Here is a 19,495-nt window from a genome sequence, read left to right on the forward strand (position 1 = left end):
CCACCTGCGGCTCCAGTCGCGGCGCCGGCACCGGCGCCCGCGCCTGCTCCCACCCCGAGGCCGCAGATCGAGGCCGCCCTGCCCCCGCCGCCACCGCCGGTGAAGCCGGTTGATCCCGTTCCTGCGCCGAGCACGGACGGTGGGCCGAGCGCTGCCGCCCTGGCTGACGATCCCACGATCAAGAGCCTGACTGCCAAGATTGCCGCCAACCCTGACGACGTGAACGCGCTGTACCGCCGCGGCCAGGTTTATGCCAGCAAGGGCGCCTACAGCCTCGCCATCAAGGATTTCGACGACACCCTCCGGATCAATTCGAAGGACGTCGAGGCCCTCAACAACCGCTGCTGGACCCGCACCGTGGTCGGCGACCTCCAGGCCGCGCTGAAGGATTGCAACGAGGCGCTGCGGCTGCGGCCGAACTTCGTCGATGCACTGGACAGCCGCGGGCTTGTCAATCTCAAGTCGGGCGCGGTGAAGAATGCGATCGCCGATTTCGACGCGGCCCTGAAGATCAACCCGCGCCTGACGTCCTCGCTCTACGGACGCGGCCTTGCCAAGCAACGCAACGGCTCGGCCCAGGAGGGGGCGCTGGACATCGCCAATGCCAAGGCGATGGATCCGAACATCGTTCAGGAATTCGCAAGCTACGGAGTGCGCTAGTATTTTTTTGAGTCGGGCCCCGTCCAAGGCTCGAACCTTGAACAGCCCTGGGAAGACCAATGGGCGGATGCCGCAACAGGCTTTTTCGGGGGCGTGTTGCTTGAATTTTGAGAGCACGTAAGCTGGCTGCGCAGGAGGGACTGGGAATGAGATCGGCTGCAAATTGGCTTACCGCGATTCTGTCCATCATCTCCGTCGGCGCCGCGCTGTCGCTGCCGACCTCGGCCGCATATGCGGGCGATGACGGCAACAGCAAGAATATCACCGAGGACGAGATCGTCCGCGCGCTGGCGCCGGCGCCGAAGAAGCCCTTGACGCGCGGCCTCTCGATCGGTCCGCAGACCGCCCCTGCACCGAGCGCGACCGACTCCAAGCTGATCCAGTCGGTGCGCGGCCGCTCGACGCGTTCGCTGTCGTCGACCGAGCGCGAGGAAATCGCCTTGGCCGCCAAGGACAAGCCGAACATCGATCTCGAGATCACGTTCGACTACAACTCCGCCAATATCAGCGCCAAGTCGCTGCCCTCGGTGCAGGCGCTCGGCCGCGCCTTGACCAGCCCGGATCTGAAGGGCTCGACCTTCGTGGTCGCCGGTCATACCGACGCCGCCGGCGGCGAAGCCTACAACCAGGACCTCTCGGAGCGTCGCGCCGATTCGATCAAGCGCTACCTGGTCGAGAAGTACAGCATCTCCGCGACCGATCTCGTCACCGTCGGCTACGGCAAGAGCAAGCTCAAGGACCCGAACCAGCCGCTGGCGGAGGCCAACCGGCGCGTGCAGGTCGTCAACATGGAAAACAAGACCACCGCATCGAAGTGAGCACGACGAATCCATTGCCAGTGACAAGTCGTGATGTCGTGTAAGGTCTCGTTTCCAAAGCGCGTCCCGCAGCCTTGCGGGACGCCGCTTCATGTCAGAAAAGCGCTCCGTTTGGGCCTCGCGCGGATGGCCGTGAGCCAGGTCAGGATGATCCGGCGATGAATTTGACTGAATACCTCAAGCCGGCCGGAACCGTGCTGTTCGTCGCCGCGCTCGGCATCGGCTATTATCTGTTCGAGCATCGCAAGCGTCCCGAGCCGAAGGAGACGCAAAGCGAGGCGCTCGTCATCGTGACGAAGTCAACCAATGCCTGCTTCTCCGATCTGGTGCGGGTGACCGGCTTCTTCGTACCGCGCCGCGAGGCGGTGGTCGTTGCCGATCAGGAAGGCTCCAGGGTCACCGACCTCCTGGTCACCGAGGGCACGATCGTCGCCGACAATCAGGAGCTAGCGCGCCTGACCGCGCCGCCGCAGATTCCGGGCCAGCCGCAGCGGCCCGGCCCGCAAGGCCCGATCTCGCTGAAAGCCCCCGCGCCGGGCCTTGTCACCGAAGTCCGCACCATCGTCGGCGCGCCGGCCTCGCCGCAGGCCGGTCCGATGTTCCGCATCGCCGTCAACAACGAGATCGAGCTCGACGCCCAGGTTCCGGCGGTGCACATGTCCAAGCTCACCTCCGGCGCCACCGTGCGGATCAGCCGCGACGATGCGCCCGACCTGATCGGGCGGGTCCGGCTGGTTGCACCCGAGATCGACCGCGCCACGCAACTCGGGCGGGTCCGCATCAGCGTCGCCAACAACCCCTCGCTCAAGGTCGGCGTGTTCGCTCGCGCCTCGATCGACGCCAAGCGAAGCTGCGGCGTCTCGATCCCGAAGACCGCGATCGATCACCTCACGGTGCAGGTCGTCAAGGGCAATGTCGTCGAGACACGCAAGGTGCGGGTCGGATTGTCGTCCGACAGCGCGACGGAAATCCTGGAAGGGCTGCAGGTCGGCGAAATCGTCGTGGCCGACGCCGGCTCTTCGCTCCATGACGGCGACCAGATCAAGACCATGTTCGCCGATGAACTCGATCGCACGCGGGTACGCTGATGGCTCTCAATATCTCGGCATGGTCGATCCGTAATCCGCTGCCGTCGGTCGTCTTCTCCATCATCCTGCTGGTGCTGGGTTGGGTGTCCTTCACCAAGCTTGCGATCACACGGCTGCCCTCGGCCGACATCCCCGTGATCTCGGTGGCGGTGTCGCAGTTCGGCGCCGCACCGGCCGAACTGGAATCCCAGGTCACCAAGACGGTTGAAGACGCGGTCTCCGGCGTCGAGGGCGTCAGGCACATCACCTCGTCGATCACCGATGGCCTGTCGGTCACCACGATCCAGTTCGCGCTCGAGACCAACACCGATCGCGCGCTCAACGACGTCAAGGACGCGGTGACGCGCGTGCGCTCCAACCTGCCGCAGAACGTCACCGAGCCGCTGATCCAGCGCGTCGACGTCATCGGCCTGCCGATCGTGACTTATGCCGCGATCTCGCCCGGCAAGACGCCGGAGCAGCTCTCCTATTTCGTCGACGACGTGGTTAAGCGCGCGCTGCAGGGCGTGCGCGGCGTCGCCCAGGTCGAGCGCATCGGCGGCGTCGAGCGCGAGATCCTGGTCTCGCTGGATCCCGATCGCCTGCAGGCGATGGGCCTGACCGCGGTCAATGTCAGCCAGAGCCTGCGCGGCACCAATGTCGACGTCGCCGGCGGCCGCGCCGAGATCGGCAAGAACGATCAGGCGATCCGCACGCTCGCCGGCGCCAAGACGCTTGGCGATCTCGCCGGCACCATGATCCCGCTGTTCGGCGGCGGCGAGGTCCGGCTCGACGATCTCGGCACCGTCACCGACACCATCGCCGACCGCCGAACCTTCGCCCGCTTCAACGGCGAGCCGGTGGTCGCGCTCGGCATCAAGCGCTCCAAGGGCGCCAGCGACGTGAAGGTCGCCGAGGCCGTGCAGAAGCGCATCGACGCGCTGAAAGCCGCCTATCCCGACGTCGACCTGAAGGTGATCGACACCTCGGTCGAATACACCAACGGCAATTACCACGCGGCGATCTCGACCCTGTTCGAAGGCGCGATCCTCGCCGTGATCATCGTGCTCTTGTTCCTGCGCGACCTGCGCGCCACCATCATCGCCGCGATCTCGCTGCCGCTGTCGATCTTCCCGGCGTTCTGGGCGATGGACCTGCTCGGCTTCTCGCTGAACCTCGTCAGCTTCCTCGCCATCACGCTCTCGACCGGCATTCTTGTCGACGATGCCATCGTCGAGATCGAGAACATCGTCCGGCACATGAACATGGGCAAGTCGCCCTACCGGGCCGCGCTCGAGGCCGCCGACGAGATCGGCCTCGCCGTCATCGCGATCTCGCTGACCATCATCGCCATCTTCGCGCCTGCGAGCTTCATGTCGGGCATTGCCGGACAGTTCTTCAAGCAGTTCGGCATCACAGTCTCGGTGCAGGTGTTCTTCTCGCTGCTCGCCGCGCGCTTCGTCACGCCGGTGCTGGCCGCCTATTTCCTCAAGCACAGCACGCACGAGGAGCCGCCGCCCGGCCTCATCCTGCGCTCCTATCACCGCATCGTGGCCTGGTCGGTGAAGCACTATTTCGTCACGGTGCTGATCGGCCTCGGCGTCTTCGCCGCCTCGATCTGGAGCATCACGCTGCTGCCGCAGGGCTTCCTGCCGGCCCAGGACAGCGCGCGCTCGCTGCTTGCGCTCGAGCTGCCGCCGGGCACCCAGCTCGCCTACACCGAGAAGGTCACCGAGGACATCGTCGCGCGCCTGCGCAAGCGGCCCGAGGTCAAGAGCATCTTCGTCGACGGCGGCCGCGTCCCGCCGGGCACCCAGGAGGTGCGCCGCGCCGCCCTGATCATCAATTACACACCCAAGGACAGCCGCGACATCACCCAGCGCGAGCTCGAATTCTCCATCAGCCAGGAGCTGGAGAACGTTCCCGATATCCGCTTCTGGTTCCTGGACGAGAACGGCCTGCGCGCGATCTCGCTGGTGGTGACAGGCGTCGACCCCAACATCGTCAACAACGTCGCGAGCGAGCTTGCGACGCAGATGAAGCGCATTCCCACCATCGCCAACGTCATCTCCGAAACTTCGCTGGAGCGCCCCGAACTGCGCATCGAGCCGCGCGCCGATCTCGCCGCACGGCTCGGCGTCTCCACCGAAAGCCTGTCGCAGACCATCCGTGTCGCCACCATCGGCGACGTCGGACCGGCACTCGCCAAGTTCGACGTCGGCGACCGCCTGGTGCCGATCCGCGTGCAGCTCGAGGACGCCGCCCGCGGCGATCTGAAGACGCTGGAGCAGCTCCGCGTGCCGCTCGGCGAGCGCGGCGAGAAGGGCGGCGTGCCGCTTTCGGTCATCGCCGACGTCAAGCTCGACCAGGGTCCGACCAGCATCGGCCGCTACGATCGCGAACGGCAGGCGACCGTTGCCGCCGACCTCGTCGGCTCCGCCGCGCTCGGCGATGCCACCAAGAAGATCTACGACCTGCCGGTCATGAAGACCCTGCCGAAGGGCGTGAAGGTCTCGCCCTCGGGTGACGCCGAAAGCCTGAACGAATTGTCCGAGGGTTTTGCGACCGCCATCACGGCGGGGCTGATGATGGTCTATGCGGTGCTGGTGCTGCTGTTCGGCACCTTCCTGCAGCCGATCACCATCCTGTTCTCGCTGCCGCTCTCGATCGGCGGCGCGATCGCGGCCCTGCTCGTCACCGGCAAGCAGCTCACCACGCCGGTGTGGATCGGCATCCTGATGCTGATGGGCATCGTCACCAAGAACGCGATCATGCTGGTGGAATTCGCCATCGAGTCCATCAAGGCCGGCACGCCGCGCGAGGAGGCCATGATCGACGCCGGCATGAAGCGCGCCCGTCCGATCGTGATGACCACGATCGCGATGGCCGCGGGCATGATGCCGAGCGCCCTGGCCGTCGGCGCCGGCGGCGAATTCCGCTCGCCGATGGCGCTCGCGGTGATCGGCGGCCTGATCTTCTCGACCCTCCTGTCGCTGGTGTTCGTGCCCGCGATGTTCATGGTGATGGACGATTTCGGCGCCCTGATCTGGCGCTTCGCCAAGCGGCTGATCGTGCACAGCGAGGATGCGGAGACGGACCATCATGGGGCTGCGGAGGCGGAAGCCAGGCCGGCGGTGACGAGCGTCGCACGGCCCGCGGCGGAGTAGGGTCCACGCCAGCTTGGAAGCCCAGGTGGCGCAAGTCGTTTGCGTCCGCTAGCCTATGGCATGGCCTTCGCGCGCATCACGATGGACCCTGCCGTCTGCACTGGCAAAGCTTGCATTCGCGGGCTGCGTTTTCCGGTTGCGCGGCTGCTCGGCCTGCTGGCGGCCAGCGAGACGCGCGAATCGATCCTCAATGAATATCGGTATTTCGAGCGCGAAGACATCGATGAGGCATTGCGATACGCGGCGTTCCTCGCCGAGGATCTAGCCGTCGATCTGTCTCCACCCGCCGAGCAAGAGTGAAACTGCTCGCCCTACTCGTTTCGCGCGATCGCGGTCAGCTTGGTCATGTTCCGCAGCAGGATGCGGCCGCGCTGGAGATCGAGGATCGCTTCCTTGCGCCAGGCCTGGAGCTGGCGGTTGACGCTTTCGCGGGCGGCGCCGACGAAGACGCCGAGTTGCTCCTGCGAGATGTGGACCTCGGAACCGAAATCGGCGGCGAGCGCGCAGAGCCGCCGCGCCAGCCGCACCGGCAGCGGCTGCAGCATGGATTCTTCCATGCGCTCGCTCTGCCAGCGGATGCGCTGGCACAGCAGCGCGATGATCTTGATCGCGACCTTGGGCTCGCGCTCGAGGAAGCCGAGGAAGTCTTCGCGCCGCAGCACGAACAATTCGCTGGCCTCGCCCGCGGTCGCGTCCGCCGTCCGGTTCTGGCCGTCCAGCACCGCGACCTCGCCGAACAGGTCGCCCGGCCCCATGAAGTTCAGCGTCAGCCGGCTGCCGTCGGCGGCGCCGGTCTCGATGCGGACCTGGCCGCGGCGCACGCCGAACAGCGCATTGCCGGGATCGCCCTTCTGGAACAGCACCTCGCCGCTGGCCAAATGCTGGGTGTGGCAGAGATTAGACAGCCGCTGGAGCTCGTCTGCGCCAAGATCGGCGAACATCGGGTTCATCTTCAGGATGACCGCAAATTCGGCCTGCTTGCTCATGTCAATGTCCTTGTGAACGTCCTGGTCATCGTCTCTTGGCAAATCGTCTTGGCAAATCGCTTGAAACCATCAACCTCAGGATCGCGTAAAACAGCGCCGGAGAAGTGTGTCATAAGTCACATAACTTTGCAGCACCCCCTGACTATTTTTACGCGCTTGGAGCCGCTTCCCGTCCGGGGATAAACTCCGGGCGCAAAGGACGGGTGATCGGCCGGGTTCGGCGCGGATTGTCCGTTGCTGGAAAGTCGACATGAGAGCATTGAAATTCGTCGGCGGGGCTTTGGCCGCCGTCATCGTCGTGATCGCACTTCTGCTCGTGGTCGGGATCCCCTCGGGCTTCCTGACCTCGACGATCGCCTCGCGCCTCGAGAGTGCGACCGGCTATCGGCTGTCGATCGACGGCACCACCAAGATCAGCCTATGGCCGACGCTGAACGTCACGCTGAACGACCTCACGCTGGCCGACCCCAAGGACCGCAGCGGCATCACCCGCCTGACGATCGATCGCGTGCAGGCCGACATGTCGCTCGTGAGCGTGTGGTCCGGCAGGCCCGAGATCAGCGAGCTCGTCGTCACCCATCCCGTGCTCTACCAGCCGCTGCTCCGCGAACGCCTGCCGAATGCAGCCGCGCCTGCGAAGCCGCTCGCGCTCGACACCAAAGGCGCCACCATCGACCGCATCAAGGTCACCGACGGCGAAGTGGCATTCTCGCGCCTGCGCGACCGTGTCGAGGGCCGCATCAGCGCCATCAACGCCGACGCGACCCTGGACCGCGACCGCAAGGTCAATATCACCGGCACCGCGCGTGTCGGCGATCACCCGACCAAGTTCGACATCAAGGCGGCCTCGCCGACCGAACGGCCGGCGTTTCATGTGGATTTCGCCGTCGACATGCCCAGCGTGCTGAAGTCCCAGCTCACCGGCCAGGCCGAGATGCGGCTGAGCGGCAATGTCGTGATGATCAACGGCGTGAACGGCAGGCTCGGCGATGGCGCCTTCAACGGCTGGGCTTCCGTCGACATCGCGAGCAAGCCGCTGGTCAAGGTCGATCTCGACTTCCAGCGGCTCGCCATGCCGCTGGCGAAATCGCCGGAAAGCGTGTCCGGGCAGCCCTGGAGCAACGCGCCGATCGACGTGGCCGGGCTCAACTATGTCGATGCGCAAGTGCGGATCTCCGCCAACGAGGCCGTGATCGGCGATGCGCGCATTGCGCCGCTGGCGCTCGACGCCAAGCTCGCCGGCGGCGTGCTGAAGGCCGGCACGGCCAATCTCGGCGCCTATGGCGGCCAGGTCTCGGGCGAGGTGATCCTGGACGCGACGACCGGCGCGCCGAGCTTTGCGATGCATTCCGACCTCGTCGGCGTGCGCGCGCTGCCGCTGCTCCAGAGCCTTGCCGAGTTCGATCGCATCGACGGCAAGCTGCAGGCCAAGCTCGCCCTGCGCAGCGCCGGCAACAGCCAGCGCGCGCTGATGGCGAACATGCAAGGGACGGCCTTCGTCAATTTCCAGGACGGCGCCATCCGCGGCATCAATGTCGCGCAGATGATCCGCTCGCTGACGACGAGCACGCTCTCCGGCTGGCAAGGAAACCAGAACGGAAACCAGGACCCGAGCCAGGAGCAGAGCACGGATCTGTCGCAGCTCTCGGCCTCCTTCCGCATCGACAAGGGTCAGGCGGTGACGACCGATCTCAACCTGATCGGGCCGCTGGTGCGCGTCACCGGCGCCGGCACCATCGCGCTCGACACCAAGATGATGGGCTTTCGCGTCGAGCCGAAGCTCGTGATGACGACCGAAGGCCAGGGCCGCACCTCCGAGCCGGTCGGCTTCGGCATTCCCGTGATGATCCAGGGCTCCTGGTCGCAGCCGCGGATCTATCCCGACATGGCCGGCATGCTGGACAATCCCGACGCCGCCTATGCCAAGCTGCGCGAGATGGGCAAGGGCCTGTTCGGCCCCGACGGCGCCGGGCTCGGCAACATCCTGGGCAGCCTCGGCCTTGGTGGCACCGTCGCGCCGGGCGGCAATGCCAATCCGCAAGGCCAGCAACCGGGGCAGAACAATCTGCTTGGCGGCCCGCTCGGGGAGGCGATCGGCAATCTGATCCAGCAGGGTCTCTCCAGCGGCGCGGGGAGCGGCACTGGCACCGGCACCGGGCGCAACCGCAGCCTGCCGGCAACGCCCTCGGCGCCGGCGCCGCAGGCCTCCCCTGCGGCCCCCGCCCTGGAGGATCCGCCGGCCGCGCAGCAGGACAGTCAGCCAATGAACGACGTGCTGCGGCAGCTCTTCAACCGCTAAGCTCCCTCCTTCGAACAGATCGGGCTGCGACCATCCCGCCCGTCCACCTGCCCAGGAGGCCACAGGGGGTAACCACACCGGCCGGTCCCCGGCCGCGCGACGGCCCTTCGGTCCAAATTGTGCTAGAACGGCTTGGAAGGGCCTGTACGGCCCATAGCGCGCAGCGTCAGTGGCGGCGCGAGAGGATCGGGATGGCAGGAGCGAACGACAAGACACGATCTCTGCGCGAGGGCCTGTTCGCCAAATACGTCGTCTCCCTCGTCGGCCTCGTCGTGTTCGTCCTTGCCGTCAACGGGGCGATGGAGACCTGGATCTCCTACCGCGCGACGCGGACACAGCTGACCGACGGCCTGGAGGACAAGGCGCAGGCGGCCGCCCGGCGCATCGAGCAGGCGATTTCCGAGCTCGACCGCCAGATCAGCTGGGTGACGCGCGCGAGCCAGGACACGCTGGAGAAGCGCCGCGCCGACTATGCGTCGCTGCTGCATCAGGTTTCCGTCGTCAACCAGCTGTTCCAGCTCAACGGCGACGGCCGCGAGGTGCTGCGCGTCTCCAGGCAATCGACCACGACCGGCGGCAATGCCGACCTCTCCCGCGACGTGCGCTTCACCGACGCCGTCGCCCGCGGCGTCACCTACGCGCCGGCCTGGTTCGCCGACCGGACGCCGTTGATGTCGATCTCGGTGGCGCATTCCGGCTTCAATGCCGGCGTCACCGTGGCCGAGATCGACCTCGGTTTCCTCTCCGACTTCCTGTCCGACGCGCAAGTAGGCAAGGCCGCCTTCGCCTATGTCGTCGATCCGCGCGGCCGGGTGCTGGCGACGTCATCGAAAGGGCCCGAGATCGGCAAGGACCTCTCCAAACTGCCGCAGGTGGCGGCCGCGATCGCGCCCGGCCACGAAGCCGAGACGTCGGGCACCGACTTCAACGGCCATGCGGTGATGAGCGCCGCGAGCATCGTGCCGAAGCTCGGCTGGAGCGTGCTGTTCGAGCAGCCGACCACGCAGGCCCTGATGCCGATCCGCGACCAGCTGGTGCGCATCGCGCTTCTGATCGGCATGGGCCTGATGGTCGCGATCCTCGCCGGCACGCTGCTCGCCCGCCGCATGATCATCCCGATCACGGCGCTGCGCGACGGTGCGCATAAGCTCGGCGAAGGCGATTTCAGCCACCGCATCGACGTGCACACCTCCGACGAGCTGGAAGACCTCGCCGGGCAGTTCAACCGCATGGCCGACCAGATCCAGGAGACCTATTCGAACCTGGAGAGCAAGGTCGAGGAGCGCACCCGCGATCTCGCGCAGTCGATCCACGAGCTCAAGGTGCTGGAGGAGGTCGGCCGCGCGGTGGCCTCCTCGCTCGATCTCAACGCGGTGCTTGCAACCATCGCCGCCCGCGCCATCGAGATCACCCGTGCCGATGCGGTGCTGATCTACGGCTTCGACGCCGAGACACGCCGCTTCAACCTGGTCGAGGCCAACGGCATCGACAAATCCGCCGAGGGCGCGCATGTCACCATCGCCCAAGGCGGCAACATCCTGAGCGATGCCGCCGACAGCGGCGAGCCGATCGCGCTGGCCGAGCTCGGCGATGCCGCCGAGCAGCCGCTGCGCGAGGCCGCGCTCGCGGCCGGCTTCAACTCGGTGCTGGTGGTGCCGCTGATCGACCAGCAGGGCACGCTCGGCTCGCTCGTGGTGCTGCGCCGCGCCACCGGGGCGTTCGCGCCCAGCATCATCGGCCTGATGCGCACCTTCGCCAACCAGGCCGTGCTGGCGATGCGCAATGCGCAGCTGTTTACCGAGGTCGACCACAAGAGCCACGCGCTGGAGGCGGCGAACACGACCGTGCGCGCGCAAGCCGACAAGCTCCGCGAGCAGACCGAGCAGCTCAAGGACTGGAACAAGTCGCTGGAGGAGCGCGTCAGGACCCAGCTCGGCGAGATCGAGCGCATCCGCAAGCTCGAGCGTTTCCTGGCGCCGCAGGTGGCGCAGCTGATCGCCTCCTCCGACAGCCCCGAGGGGTTGCTCACCAGCCAACGCCGCGAGGTAACGGTGGTGTTCTGCGACCTGCGCGGCTTCACCGCGTTCACGGAAGCGACCGAGCCGGAAGAGGCGATGAACGTGCTGCGCGAATATCACGCCGCGCTCGGCCAGCTGATCTTCAAGTACGAGGGCACGCTCGACAAATATGCCGGCGACGGCGTGATGATCCTGTTCAACGCGCCGATCCAGTTCGAGGACCACACCAAGCGCGCGGTGAAGATGGCGGTGGAGATGCGCGACACGATCGGCCCCTTGACCGAGCGCTGGCGCAACCGCGGTCATAGTCTCGGCTTCGGCATCGGCGTCGCGCTCGGCTATGCCACGCTCGGCCAGGTCGGCTTCGAGCAGCGGCTGGAATATGCCGCGATCGGCAGCGTCACCAACCTCGCCTCCCGCCTCTGCAGCGAAGCCAAGCCCAACCAGATCGTGGTCAGCCGCCGCGTCTACGGCATGGTCGAGCCTTTCGTCGAAGCCCGCGCCCTCGACGATCTCCAGCTCAAGGGCTTCAATCACCCCGTGCTGGCGATGGAGATTTTGTCTTGGCGCGAGGAGGTCGAGAACGTGGTGGATGCCACGGCGGTGCGGCGGAGGGGGTAGCCGCAAACAAAACTGCGAAAACAACCCCATGCACAGTAGGCAGGGGCTTTGGGATCAATGACTTACGGCAGGCCTCGGCCGCGTGCCGCGCAATTTGACACGTCGGGCAAAACACCGACAGATTGGCAGCATCCCAGCCCCCTCTCACGAACCACATCCCTCCTCCCCGCGACCAACCCTCGCCTCAACGGCGAGGCTGATTTCGTGGGAGACACCCCGTGACGCTTGCCCTGCCTTCGCGTGCCTATGATTTGCAGATGCTGGACCGGCCCGCGGATCGCGCGCGTGATCAGGGCTGGGTGTTTGGGCTGCCGCCGGGCATTGCATCCGAGCAATGGCCGCTCGATCCCGTCACCGGCTATCCCTTGATGCACGGCTTCACGCTAAAGCTGCCGGAGGATTACCGGGTGCATGGCGCGGACATCGTCGCGTTGTCGTTCTTCGCCACGGCGCCCGATCACAATGACGGCGGCGCGCCCGACGATCCCGAGATTCGCGAGGCGGTGCTGGCGCGGCCGTCGCATCCGCGGCTGTCGCGCATGACCGACATTCTCGACTACGCCTATGCCGCGCTGCTCTTGACGAAGGCCGAATATGACGGCGCGTTCGCCGCGCCGCCGGCGCCGCTTGCGCTGGCAACGGTGGAGCGGCCGCGCTGGCTCGATGTCGGCGGTGCCAGCGCCTTCTTCGAGGCCGCACCTAGCTACGCCAAGAAGATGTTTGCAGCCCCGCCGCGTGCCGATCTCAGCGAGACGCGCGCGATCGCGCTGTCGCCGCGCGCTGATGATCCCAACGCCGGCAAGGGCCCGCAGGATGAGCACGTGCGCGAAAATCCGCCGACCGGCTATCAGCCATATTACTACTATGTCGGCGGCAAGCCGGGCCGCGACAATTTCCGCCTGCACGACTGGGCCAAGGATCACGCCCACAACCACCTCGGCGGCACCATGCGGCCCTGCCAGGCCGTGCCGGAGATGAGCCCGTTCTATATCGAGTTCGAGGAATATTTCGGCGGCTACAATTTCGGCGGCGGCAACGCGCAGCTCGACTTCAAGGACATGAAGTTCGACTGGGCGTGCGGGTGATCCTGGAAGCCGCGCAAGGATCCGGACTTTGCGATGAGGCGAGCGTTCACGGAGCCATGCCGAGGAACGGATTGACGATGGTGAGCCCGCCGATGCTGCGGCCGCGCTGAAGGTCCCAAATCACCGCTGTCAAAGAACGCGATCACCGCTCGTTCGCCTCGTCCCGATCGAATTTGTAGCCGGCGGGCAAGGCCGCCCAATTGCGCGCCTCCATGTTCTCGATCGCACGCCGACGCTGCTCCGCCTTGGTCTCGATTTCGATCGCGCCTTTGCGAGTGGCCACGATATCGATTTCGTCGCCCTCCTTGAGGCCGAGTTCATCAACTAGCGCTCTGGGCAGGCGCACTGCGAGGCTGTTGCCCCATTTGGAAACCAGCACCAGCACCCTCCGTGATGTGCATCCCTATCTGCATATCATAGGGAGATATGATGGCATTCCAAGCTGGCGTCCCCTCACGCCCCTCGCTTTGGCCCGATTGCCTCGAATCCGGCCTTTTGCTCGTCGCTGAGATCGGCCTGGAAATCGTCGAGCGCGTCGGCGATGGCGCCGACGGCTTGCAGCATGGTCTGCAGCCGCGTCTTCACGGCGGCGAGGCGGGCCTGCGGGGTTGCGGCCGGCTCGGTCGGGCAGGCGCTGAGCGTCTGCATGGTGCGGAGCGTGGTGTCCTGCAGCACCTCGAAGCGGGCGCGGGCGACCTCGTCGAGTTGGAGCGTGGTGGCGGTGTCGGCGGCGGGCCATTGCTGCTGGAGCAGTTGCTCGTATTGGCGCTGCGCGTTCTCGTCGGAAATAGGATCGTAGTCCGCCTGGCAGGCCTTGGCCGCCTGTGCGTCCTTGGATGCGTCCTTGCCCGCGTTCTTGTCAGCGTTTTTGGACTGGTAGGACGCCAGCGCGGCGCGACGCTCATTGGCTAAGGCGTTGAGCCGGGCTTTCTGGTCGTCATTGAGCAGGCCGACGAATTTCGACAACGGCGCTTCCATGGTGTCGATGGCCTTGATCATGGCCTCGACACGCTCGCGCATCAGGCCGAGGCGCTCCGCCGCATTCCCTGGCGTTTGCGCCGGGCAGGCGGTGCGGATGGTGTCGCGCGCGGCATTCCAGGCGGATGAGAGCTCGTCGAGCGCGGTGCGCTGAGCTTCGTTCGGTGCAACGGCGCTCGCGATGCGCTCGACCGGCAGGCCGCCGGTGTCGCTGGCCTCGCACAGCGTCTCCGCGGTCGGGACCTTTCGCGCGCGACGGCCTTGCGGCACGGTGTAGGCGGCAAGCTCGGTGGCGGCATAGGGCGTGAACAGCGCGGCATAGATATCGCCGTAGCCGTAGAGCGAGAGGCTGGTGGTGTCGCCGAAGACGATCGCATTGGTGAGATCGTCATGGGCGAACGGCCAGAACACCGGGCCGACCCAGCCATAGCTGCCATCGGGATGACGCCACCAGCCCTGCGGGCGGCGGCCGCCTTGCCAGCCCGCCAGCGCAGCCTGCGCCGTGAGGGCCGCACGCATCACGTAAGGGTTCGACAGCTGGCTGCGGTCGGCCCCGCGCGGGTCCTGCGACCTCAGCGCCGCGGAGCGGTAGCGGCCGCCGCGCACCGCCATGCGGGAATGGCGCAGGCGCGACAGGCCGATCACGTGGCCGACCGCGAAGCGCGCAACCCCGACCGGACCGCCGCGCAAGCCGAACTGCGCCTCGGCTCTGTCAGGCAGCAGCACTGCTGCAACCACCAGGACCGCGCCAGCCAGCGCCAATCCCATGCGTCCCGGCATGATCGTTGACCTGACGACCAATTTGGCCAGGTCTTGTTTGGCCACGTCTTGTTTGGCCACGACTTGTACGGCCACGTCTTGGCCCTCCCACCCGCGCCAAGTGCGCAATGCGTCGCATCACGAAGACGCGCGAGGGAACCGAATGTTCCAGAGAGACACAGGACAATGCGTCGCAACGCGCCGGCCGTGCCGTGTCACTCCGCCTTTTGCGGCATCACGAAGGTCTGGCCGGGATAGATCAAGTTGGGATTCTGGATCTTGTCGCGGTTAGCGTTGAAGATCACGGCGTAGCGGGAACCGTCGCCGTAAGCGAGCCGGCTGAGCGCCCACAGGCTATCGCCGCGGGCGATGATCCGGCTGCCGCCGGCCTCGGCCGGCGCGGCGGTGAGCGCCTCCGCCGGCGAGGCCGATGCAACCACGGTGGCCCTCGGCGCCTGCGCGAAGGCCTTGGGTTTCGGCCGGGCCGCTTGCTTCTCAGGCACCGACGCCAGCCGCGGCGAGGCCGACGGCAGCGCGGCGACGACATCCGATTTGTCGTCGGGCTTCTCGGCCGGCTTGGCCTCCTGCTTCGCAACCGGCGGCATGCGCACGGGCGGCGGCGCCGCCGCGGCGATTGTGACCGGCATGGTCCGGCCGGATTCGGTGACCGTGCCGTCCGGCGCCCTGGCGCGGAGCGTCAGGTCATATGAGCCGGCCGGCAGCTGCGGCGGGGTCATCACGAATTGGCCCGAGGCGTCGGCGACCACGCTGTCGAGCGGCTTGCCGTCGCGCAGCAGCTCGACCCGCGCACCCGGCGTGGCGCGGCCGGCAATCACCGCCGCCTCGCCGTGATCGTCGATGCGGGCGACGTCGAAACGGGGGCCGGCATCTGCAGCCGGCGCCGGCGGCTTGACCGGCACGAGGTCACCGAGCGCGGCCACCTGCTTCTGGGTCTCGGCCAGCGCGCCCGCCTTCGGCTCGGGTGCAGGCGGCGCGCTGTCGACGAGCTTCGGCTGTTCCGGCTTCAGCTCTGGCTTGGATTCAGGCTTGGACTCAGGCTTGAACTCCACCTTGGGCTCGACCTTGGCTTCAAGCTTGGGCTCGACCTTGGCTCCGACCTGGGGTTCGACCTTGGCCTCCGGCTTGGCGGCGACGGTGACCTTCGTCCCATCAGGCAGCAGGCGGCGCAGCTCAGTCGGGCCGATCACCAGCGCGGTGCCGACCAGCGCGAGCAGACAGAAGGCAATGAAGGCCTTGGAGGCGGTGATCATTTGAAAAGGACCTTGGGTGGCAAATCAGCCGAGGCCGGCAAGGTGCGCCGATTTGGCTGCCGCAGCAAGACTGTCGATAGGATTATGCTTCCGTCCAGGCGCGCGGGATGAACCGGCGCGACCACGCGGGTGTCCAAGTATCAAGGCCGCCTGGCGGCATTCTTCAAGGGAATTCCTCCCGTGACCGTATTCTCCCGTGGCGCGCGATCGCTGGCGGTTGCTCTGACGCTGGCCGCTGCACCCGCCTTGGCCGCCCCGCCCGGCTTCACGCTCTCCGACGATGCCGATCTCGCCTTGACCTCCCCCGACGGCGCCACCAGGCTCGAGCAGTATATGAGGGAGGGCGAGGATTTCGACCTCAAGTGGCAGGTCTGGTCGCGACGCGGCGGGGAGATGCGCGAGTTGAAGCCCGAGCAAGGCTATCCGGCCGGCTTCCGTTTCACGGCCGACTCGCAATGGCTGGTGCGGATGCAGAAGACCGGCTCGGGCGAGCAAGACCTCTTTCTCTATCATTTCGAGAATGGCGGCTTCGTCAACGCGACCAAGACGTCGCTCGGCGATCTGGCCTGGGCCTACTTCCGCAGCCGGCCCGACACTAAGAGCATGAAGCTCGACTATCACATCACGGCGAATCTGGTGAAGGGCACCGAAGATGCGTATCGCTGGCTCGGCGTAAGCTGGCCCAACAACCGCTATCTCCTGATCTCGCTGTCGGGCGAGACGGACAAGCATCCGAAGAACGTCGCGGTGAAGGGACTGGCGGATTGGAAATGCCGCTATGATCTCGAGACCGGCAAATTCGATGTGCCGAAGATGTTCGCCAAGGGCAACGCGGAAGCCTTGAAGTGGAAAATCAAGCGCTGAAGGTCCTGCGGTCTCGCCGCGGTCTCCTGTACGATGGAACCAACCCTCTGATTCCATTCCGATTCATATTTTCCTAACCGTCAATGGTAACCCGGTCTTGTCGGTTTTGCTGCATCTTGCATCCCACGGGAGGGCTGGATGGGCGCATCGATCCGATGGACCGCGCGAACGCGCGCGTTGCTCCGCCGTTGGCGCGGAGCGCCGCTGACGTGGCTGATCGCCGGCGGCTTCGTGCTGATGCTTGCGACCGCCATCGGCACCGCGCTCACGGTCGACCGTTTCCGGCAGAATGCCATCGAGAGCGGTCGCGACAGCCTTGAAAACGGCGTCCGCATGCTCGCCCGGCATTTCGACCGGCAGTTCGAGGACTTTGCGGTGCTGCAGAAGAGCATCATCGCCGAGCTCGAGAGCCACGGCATCCAGTCCGCCGAAATCTTCCGCAGCGAGATGGGCACGCTCGCCGTGCATGAGGTGCTGCGCGCGAAAGCCAGCGGCTGGTCCGACGTCGCCGGCGCCAATGTGTTCGATTCCAGGGGCGTGCTGATCAACTCGTCGCGGCAATGGCCGGTCGCCGATATCTCGATCGCCGATCGCGGCTATTTCAACCGTCTCAAGGACGATCCGGCCGCACAGGAGGAGGTGGAGGTCGTGCCCGGCCGGTTCGGCAACGGACCGGCGATCGTGTTCGCGCGGCGCATCTCCGGCCCGCACGGCGAATTCCTCGGGCTGGTCTCGCGCGCGATCACGCCCGAGCAGCTCGAATCCTTCTTCGCCTCGACCGGGCTCGGCGAGGATTCCTCGATCGCGATGCACCACCAGAACGGCCAGCTGCTCGCCCGCATTCCACACGTCGAAGCGATGATCGGGCAGAACTTCCGCACCGGCACGCCGGAGCAAATGGCGGTGTTCGAGCGCACCTTCGTCACCACCCAGCTCGCAAGCCCGATCGACGGCAAGGACCGCATCGTCGCCTCGCGCCTGCTCACCGGCGAGCCGCTGGTCGTGGTCGCGACCAAGTCGCTCGATGCGACGCTGGCGACCTGGCGCACGCAGACGAAATTCTTCGTCACCATTGCCGCGCTGTCGATCGGCCTGTTGGTGCTCACGCTGTTTCTGATCTTCCGCCAGGTGACGCACCGCCTGTCGCTCGAGAAGCAGCGGCTCGACATCGCGATGAACACGATGACGCAGGGCCTGTTGATGTTCGATCAGGACGAGCGGCTGATCGTCTGCAACCGCCGCTACATCGAGATGTATGGGCTCTCGGTCGCCGTGGTGAAGCCCGGCGTCCACTTCCGCGACGTGATCCGGCACCGCCGGGACACCGGCTCGTTCGAGGGCGACATCGATGCCTATTGCGACGACATCCTGAGCAATGTCGGCCGCACCAAGAGCGCGATCGTCGAAACCGCCGACGGCCGCCTGATCGAGATCAAGAACCAGCCGGCCGCTGCCGGCGGCTGGCTCGCCACCCATGACGACGTCACCGAGCGCATCCGCGCCGACGAGCGCATCGCCCATCTGGCGCATTACGACGCCCTCACCGATCTGCCCAACCGCGTGCTGCTGCGCGGGCATCTGGAACGCCGCGTCGCCGAGCTCGCGCAAGGCAAGCCATTCGCGATCCTCTATATCGACGTCGACGAGTTCAAGGGCGTCAACGATTCGCTCGGACACGAGGTCGGCGACGAACTGCTGCGCCAGGTGGCGAACCGCCTGCGCGCCTGCGTCAGCGGCAACGACATGGTCGCGCGGCTGGGCGGCGACGAATTCGCCATCGTCAAGGCCGGCACCTCCGATCCGGCCGAGCTGACGGCACTGGCGGAAACCATCCTCAAGGCGTTGCGCGCACCGGTGGATTGCAGGGGGCACGAGGTTCCGACCGATGCCAGCATCGGCATCGCCGTCGCGCCCGATCACGGCGACAATCTCGACGATCTGCTCAAGCGCGCCGATCTGGCGATGTATGCGGCGAAGTCGGAAGGCCGCCGCACCTTCCGCCTGTTCGTGCCCGAATACGACGCCAAGGCGCGGCAGCGCCGCCAGCTCGAGCTCGATCTGCGCCAGGCGCTCGCACGCGGCGAGTTCGAGGTGCACTACCAGCCGCTGGTCGACCTCACCGCCAATGTCGTCACCGGCTGCGAGGCCTTGCTGCGCTGGCGCCATCCCGAGCGCGGCATGGTTTCGCCGGCGGAGTTCATCCCGGTCGCCGAAGACACCGGCCTGATCGGCGAGATCGGCGAATGGGTGCTGAAGCAGGCCTGCGTCGAGGCTGCCTCGTGGCCGGGACGGATTCACATCGCGGTCAACGTGTCGCCGGTCCAGTTCCGCTCGCGCACGCTGGCGCTCAAGGTCGCCGCCGCCCTCGCGGAGTCCGGGCTCGCGCCGGGCCGGCTCGAGCTCGAGATCACCGAGACGGTGCTGATCCGCGACGACGAGGAGGCGCTGGCGATCCTGCAGCAGCTGCGCGAGCTCGGCGTGCGCATCGCGCTCGACGATTTCGGCACCGGCTATTCCTCGCTCAGCTATCTGCACCGCTTCCCGTTCGACAAGATCAAGATCGACCGCAGCTTCATCAGCGACATCGGTCAGTCCGAGGACTCCTCGCCGATCGTGCAGGCCGTGGTGCGCATGGCCGCCGCGCGCCATATGGCGACCACCGCCGAAGGCGTCGAGACCGAAGCGCAAGCCGAGGTGCTGCGCCAGCTCGGCTGCAGCCAGATGCAGGGCTGGCTGTTCAGCCCGGCGGTACCGGCGACGAAGCTGAAGCAGCTTCTGGCGGCGCAGGCGGTCGCGGCCTAGCCGGCGACGCCACGTCTGGCCCGGATGTCCGCTGCGAGGAAAGCGGCGCCGCTGAGTGTTTGGTTCGAGGTCGTGCGGCGATTTGACAATCAGCGACCGA

14 protein-coding genes are annotated in these 19,495 nt (G+C 66.5%); 10 read left to right on the top strand and 4 right to left on the bottom strand.

The features are described 5' to 3' along the window. From XF30_RS01935 to XF30_RS01955, 5 genes are all read left to right on the top strand, one after another. On the top strand, positions 1–660 hold a 660-nt coding region (locus tag XF30_RS01935), incomplete at its 5' end, for a tetratricopeptide repeat protein (protein ID WP_146207782.1). 146 nt (positions 661–806) lie between these two features. Further along, the gene (locus tag XF30_RS01940) at positions 807–1,478 is read left to right on the top strand and encodes an OmpA family protein (protein WP_109141776.1); all 672 of its coding nucleotides are present in this window, start codon (positions 807–809) and stop codon (positions 1,476–1,478) included. 158 nt (positions 1,479–1,636) lie between these two features. Next, positions 1,637–2,566 carry an RND family efflux transporter gene (locus XF30_RS01945; protein WP_036015974.1) on the top strand — a complete coding sequence of 310 codons (930 nt, stop codon included), beginning with the start codon at positions 1,637–1,639 and terminating at the stop codon, positions 2,564–2,566. Then, on the top strand, positions 2,566–5,712 hold the full coding sequence (locus tag XF30_RS01950; RefSeq protein ID WP_109141777.1) for an efflux RND transporter permease subunit: 3,147 nt from the start codon (positions 2,566–2,568) through the stop codon (positions 5,710–5,712). The genes XF30_RS01945 and XF30_RS01950 overlap by 1 nt, the downstream gene beginning before the upstream one ends. Positions 5,713–5,772: 60 nt before the next feature. After that, positions 5,773–6,012, top strand: a complete 240-nt coding sequence (locus tag XF30_RS01955) for a DUF433 domain-containing protein (RefSeq protein ID WP_109141778.1) — start codon at positions 5,773–5,775, stop codon at positions 6,010–6,012. Between the two features lie 11 nt (positions 6,013–6,023). On the opposite strand, the gene XF30_RS01960 is transcribed toward XF30_RS01955, so the two are convergent. Then, positions 6,024–6,698, bottom strand: coding sequence for a Crp/Fnr family transcriptional regulator (locus tag XF30_RS01960; RefSeq protein ID WP_036044931.1), 675 nt, complete (start codon positions 6,696–6,698; stop codon positions 6,024–6,026). 250 nt (positions 6,699–6,948) lie between these two features. On the opposite strand from XF30_RS01960, the gene XF30_RS01965 reads away from it, so the two are divergent. From XF30_RS01965 to XF30_RS01975, 3 genes are all read left to right on the top strand, one after another. Next, a complete protein-coding gene (locus tag XF30_RS01965; protein ID WP_109141779.1) occupies positions 6,949–8,997 on the top strand; it encodes an AsmA family protein in 2,049 nt (682 codons plus the stop codon). A gap of 191 nt (positions 8,998–9,188) precedes the next feature. Beyond that, positions 9,189–11,636, top strand: coding sequence for an adenylate/guanylate cyclase domain-containing protein (locus XF30_RS01970; protein WP_109141780.1), 2,448 nt, complete (start codon positions 9,189–9,191; stop codon positions 11,634–11,636). Positions 11,637–11,854: 218 nt separating this feature from the next. Next, positions 11,855–12,721: a hypothetical protein gene (locus XF30_RS01975; RefSeq protein ID WP_036015956.1), complete on the top strand. Its 867-nt coding sequence runs from the start codon at positions 11,855–11,857 to the stop codon at positions 12,719–12,721. Between the two features lie 142 nt (positions 12,722–12,863). Here XF30_RS01975 and XF30_RS01980 read toward each other — a convergent pair whose 3' ends face one another. The 3 genes from XF30_RS01980 to XF30_RS01990 form a co-directional block, all read right to left on the bottom strand. Then, entirely contained in the window at positions 12,864–13,100 is a 237-nt protein-coding gene (locus tag XF30_RS01980; protein WP_109145528.1) for an AbrB/MazE/SpoVT family DNA-binding domain-containing protein, read from the bottom strand. A gap of 74 nt (positions 13,101–13,174) precedes the next feature. Then, positions 13,175–14,479 (bottom strand): Spy/CpxP family protein refolding chaperone, encoded by a 1,305-nt coding sequence (locus XF30_RS01985; protein WP_109141781.1) that lies wholly within the window; start codon positions 14,477–14,479, stop codon positions 13,175–13,177. A 194-nt stretch (positions 14,480–14,673) separates the two neighbouring features. Next, complete coding sequence (locus XF30_RS01990) at positions 14,674–15,729, bottom strand: LysM peptidoglycan-binding domain-containing protein (RefSeq protein WP_109141782.1); 1,056 nt, start codon at positions 15,727–15,729, stop codon at positions 14,674–14,676. Positions 15,730–15,909: 180 nt separating this feature from the next. Here XF30_RS01990 and XF30_RS01995 point away from each other — a divergent pair, with 180 nt between their 5' ends. Beyond that, positions 15,910–16,593 (top strand): TolB-like translocation protein, encoded by a 684-nt coding sequence (locus XF30_RS01995; protein WP_192893011.1) that lies wholly within the window; start codon positions 15,910–15,912, stop codon positions 16,591–16,593. Between the two features lie 138 nt (positions 16,594–16,731). Further along, positions 16,732–19,395 (top strand): bifunctional diguanylate cyclase/phosphodiesterase, encoded by a 2,664-nt coding sequence (locus XF30_RS02000; protein WP_109141783.1) that lies wholly within the window; start codon positions 16,732–16,734, stop codon positions 19,393–19,395. Positions 19,396–19,495: the final 100 nt, after the last annotated feature.

It is taken from the genome of Bradyrhizobium sp. SUTN9-2 (assembly GCF_003122645.1).
GTDB classification, from domain to species: Bacteria; Pseudomonadota; Alphaproteobacteria; order Rhizobiales; family Xanthobacteraceae; genus Bradyrhizobium; species Bradyrhizobium yuanmingense.

Bases quoted from the DNA above. Each gene is read 5' to 3' on its own strand.
- XF30_RS01940 (WP_109141776.1), top strand. From the start codon at position 807: ATGAGATCGGCTGCAAATTGGCTTACCGCGATTCTGTCCATCATCTCC.
- XF30_RS01945 (WP_036015974.1), top strand. From the start codon at position 1,637: ATGAATTTGACTGAATACCTCAAGCCGGCCGGAACCGTGCTGTTCGTC.
- XF30_RS01950 (WP_109141777.1), top strand. From the start codon at position 2,566: ATGGCTCTCAATATCTCGGCATGGTCGATCCGTAATCCGCTGCCGTCG.
- XF30_RS01955 (WP_109141778.1), top strand. From the start codon at position 5,773: ATGGCCTTCGCGCGCATCACGATGGACCCTGCCGTCTGCACTGGCAAA.
- XF30_RS01960 (WP_036044931.1), bottom strand. From the start codon at position 6,698: ATGAGCAAGCAGGCCGAATTTGCGGTCATCCTGAAGATGAACCCGATG.
- XF30_RS01965 (WP_109141779.1), top strand. From the start codon at position 6,949: ATGAGAGCATTGAAATTCGTCGGCGGGGCTTTGGCCGCCGTCATCGTC.
- XF30_RS01970 (WP_109141780.1), top strand. From the start codon at position 9,189: ATGGCAGGAGCGAACGACAAGACACGATCTCTGCGCGAGGGCCTGTTC.
- XF30_RS01985 (WP_109141781.1), bottom strand. From the start codon at position 14,479: ATGCCGGGACGCATGGGATTGGCGCTGGCTGGCGCGGTCCTGGTGGTT.
- XF30_RS01990 (WP_109141782.1), bottom strand. From the start codon at position 15,729: ATGATCACCGCCTCCAAGGCCTTCATTGCCTTCTGTCTGCTCGCGCTG.
- XF30_RS02000 (WP_109141783.1), top strand. From the start codon at position 16,732: ATGGGCGCATCGATCCGATGGACCGCGCGAACGCGCGCGTTGCTCCGC.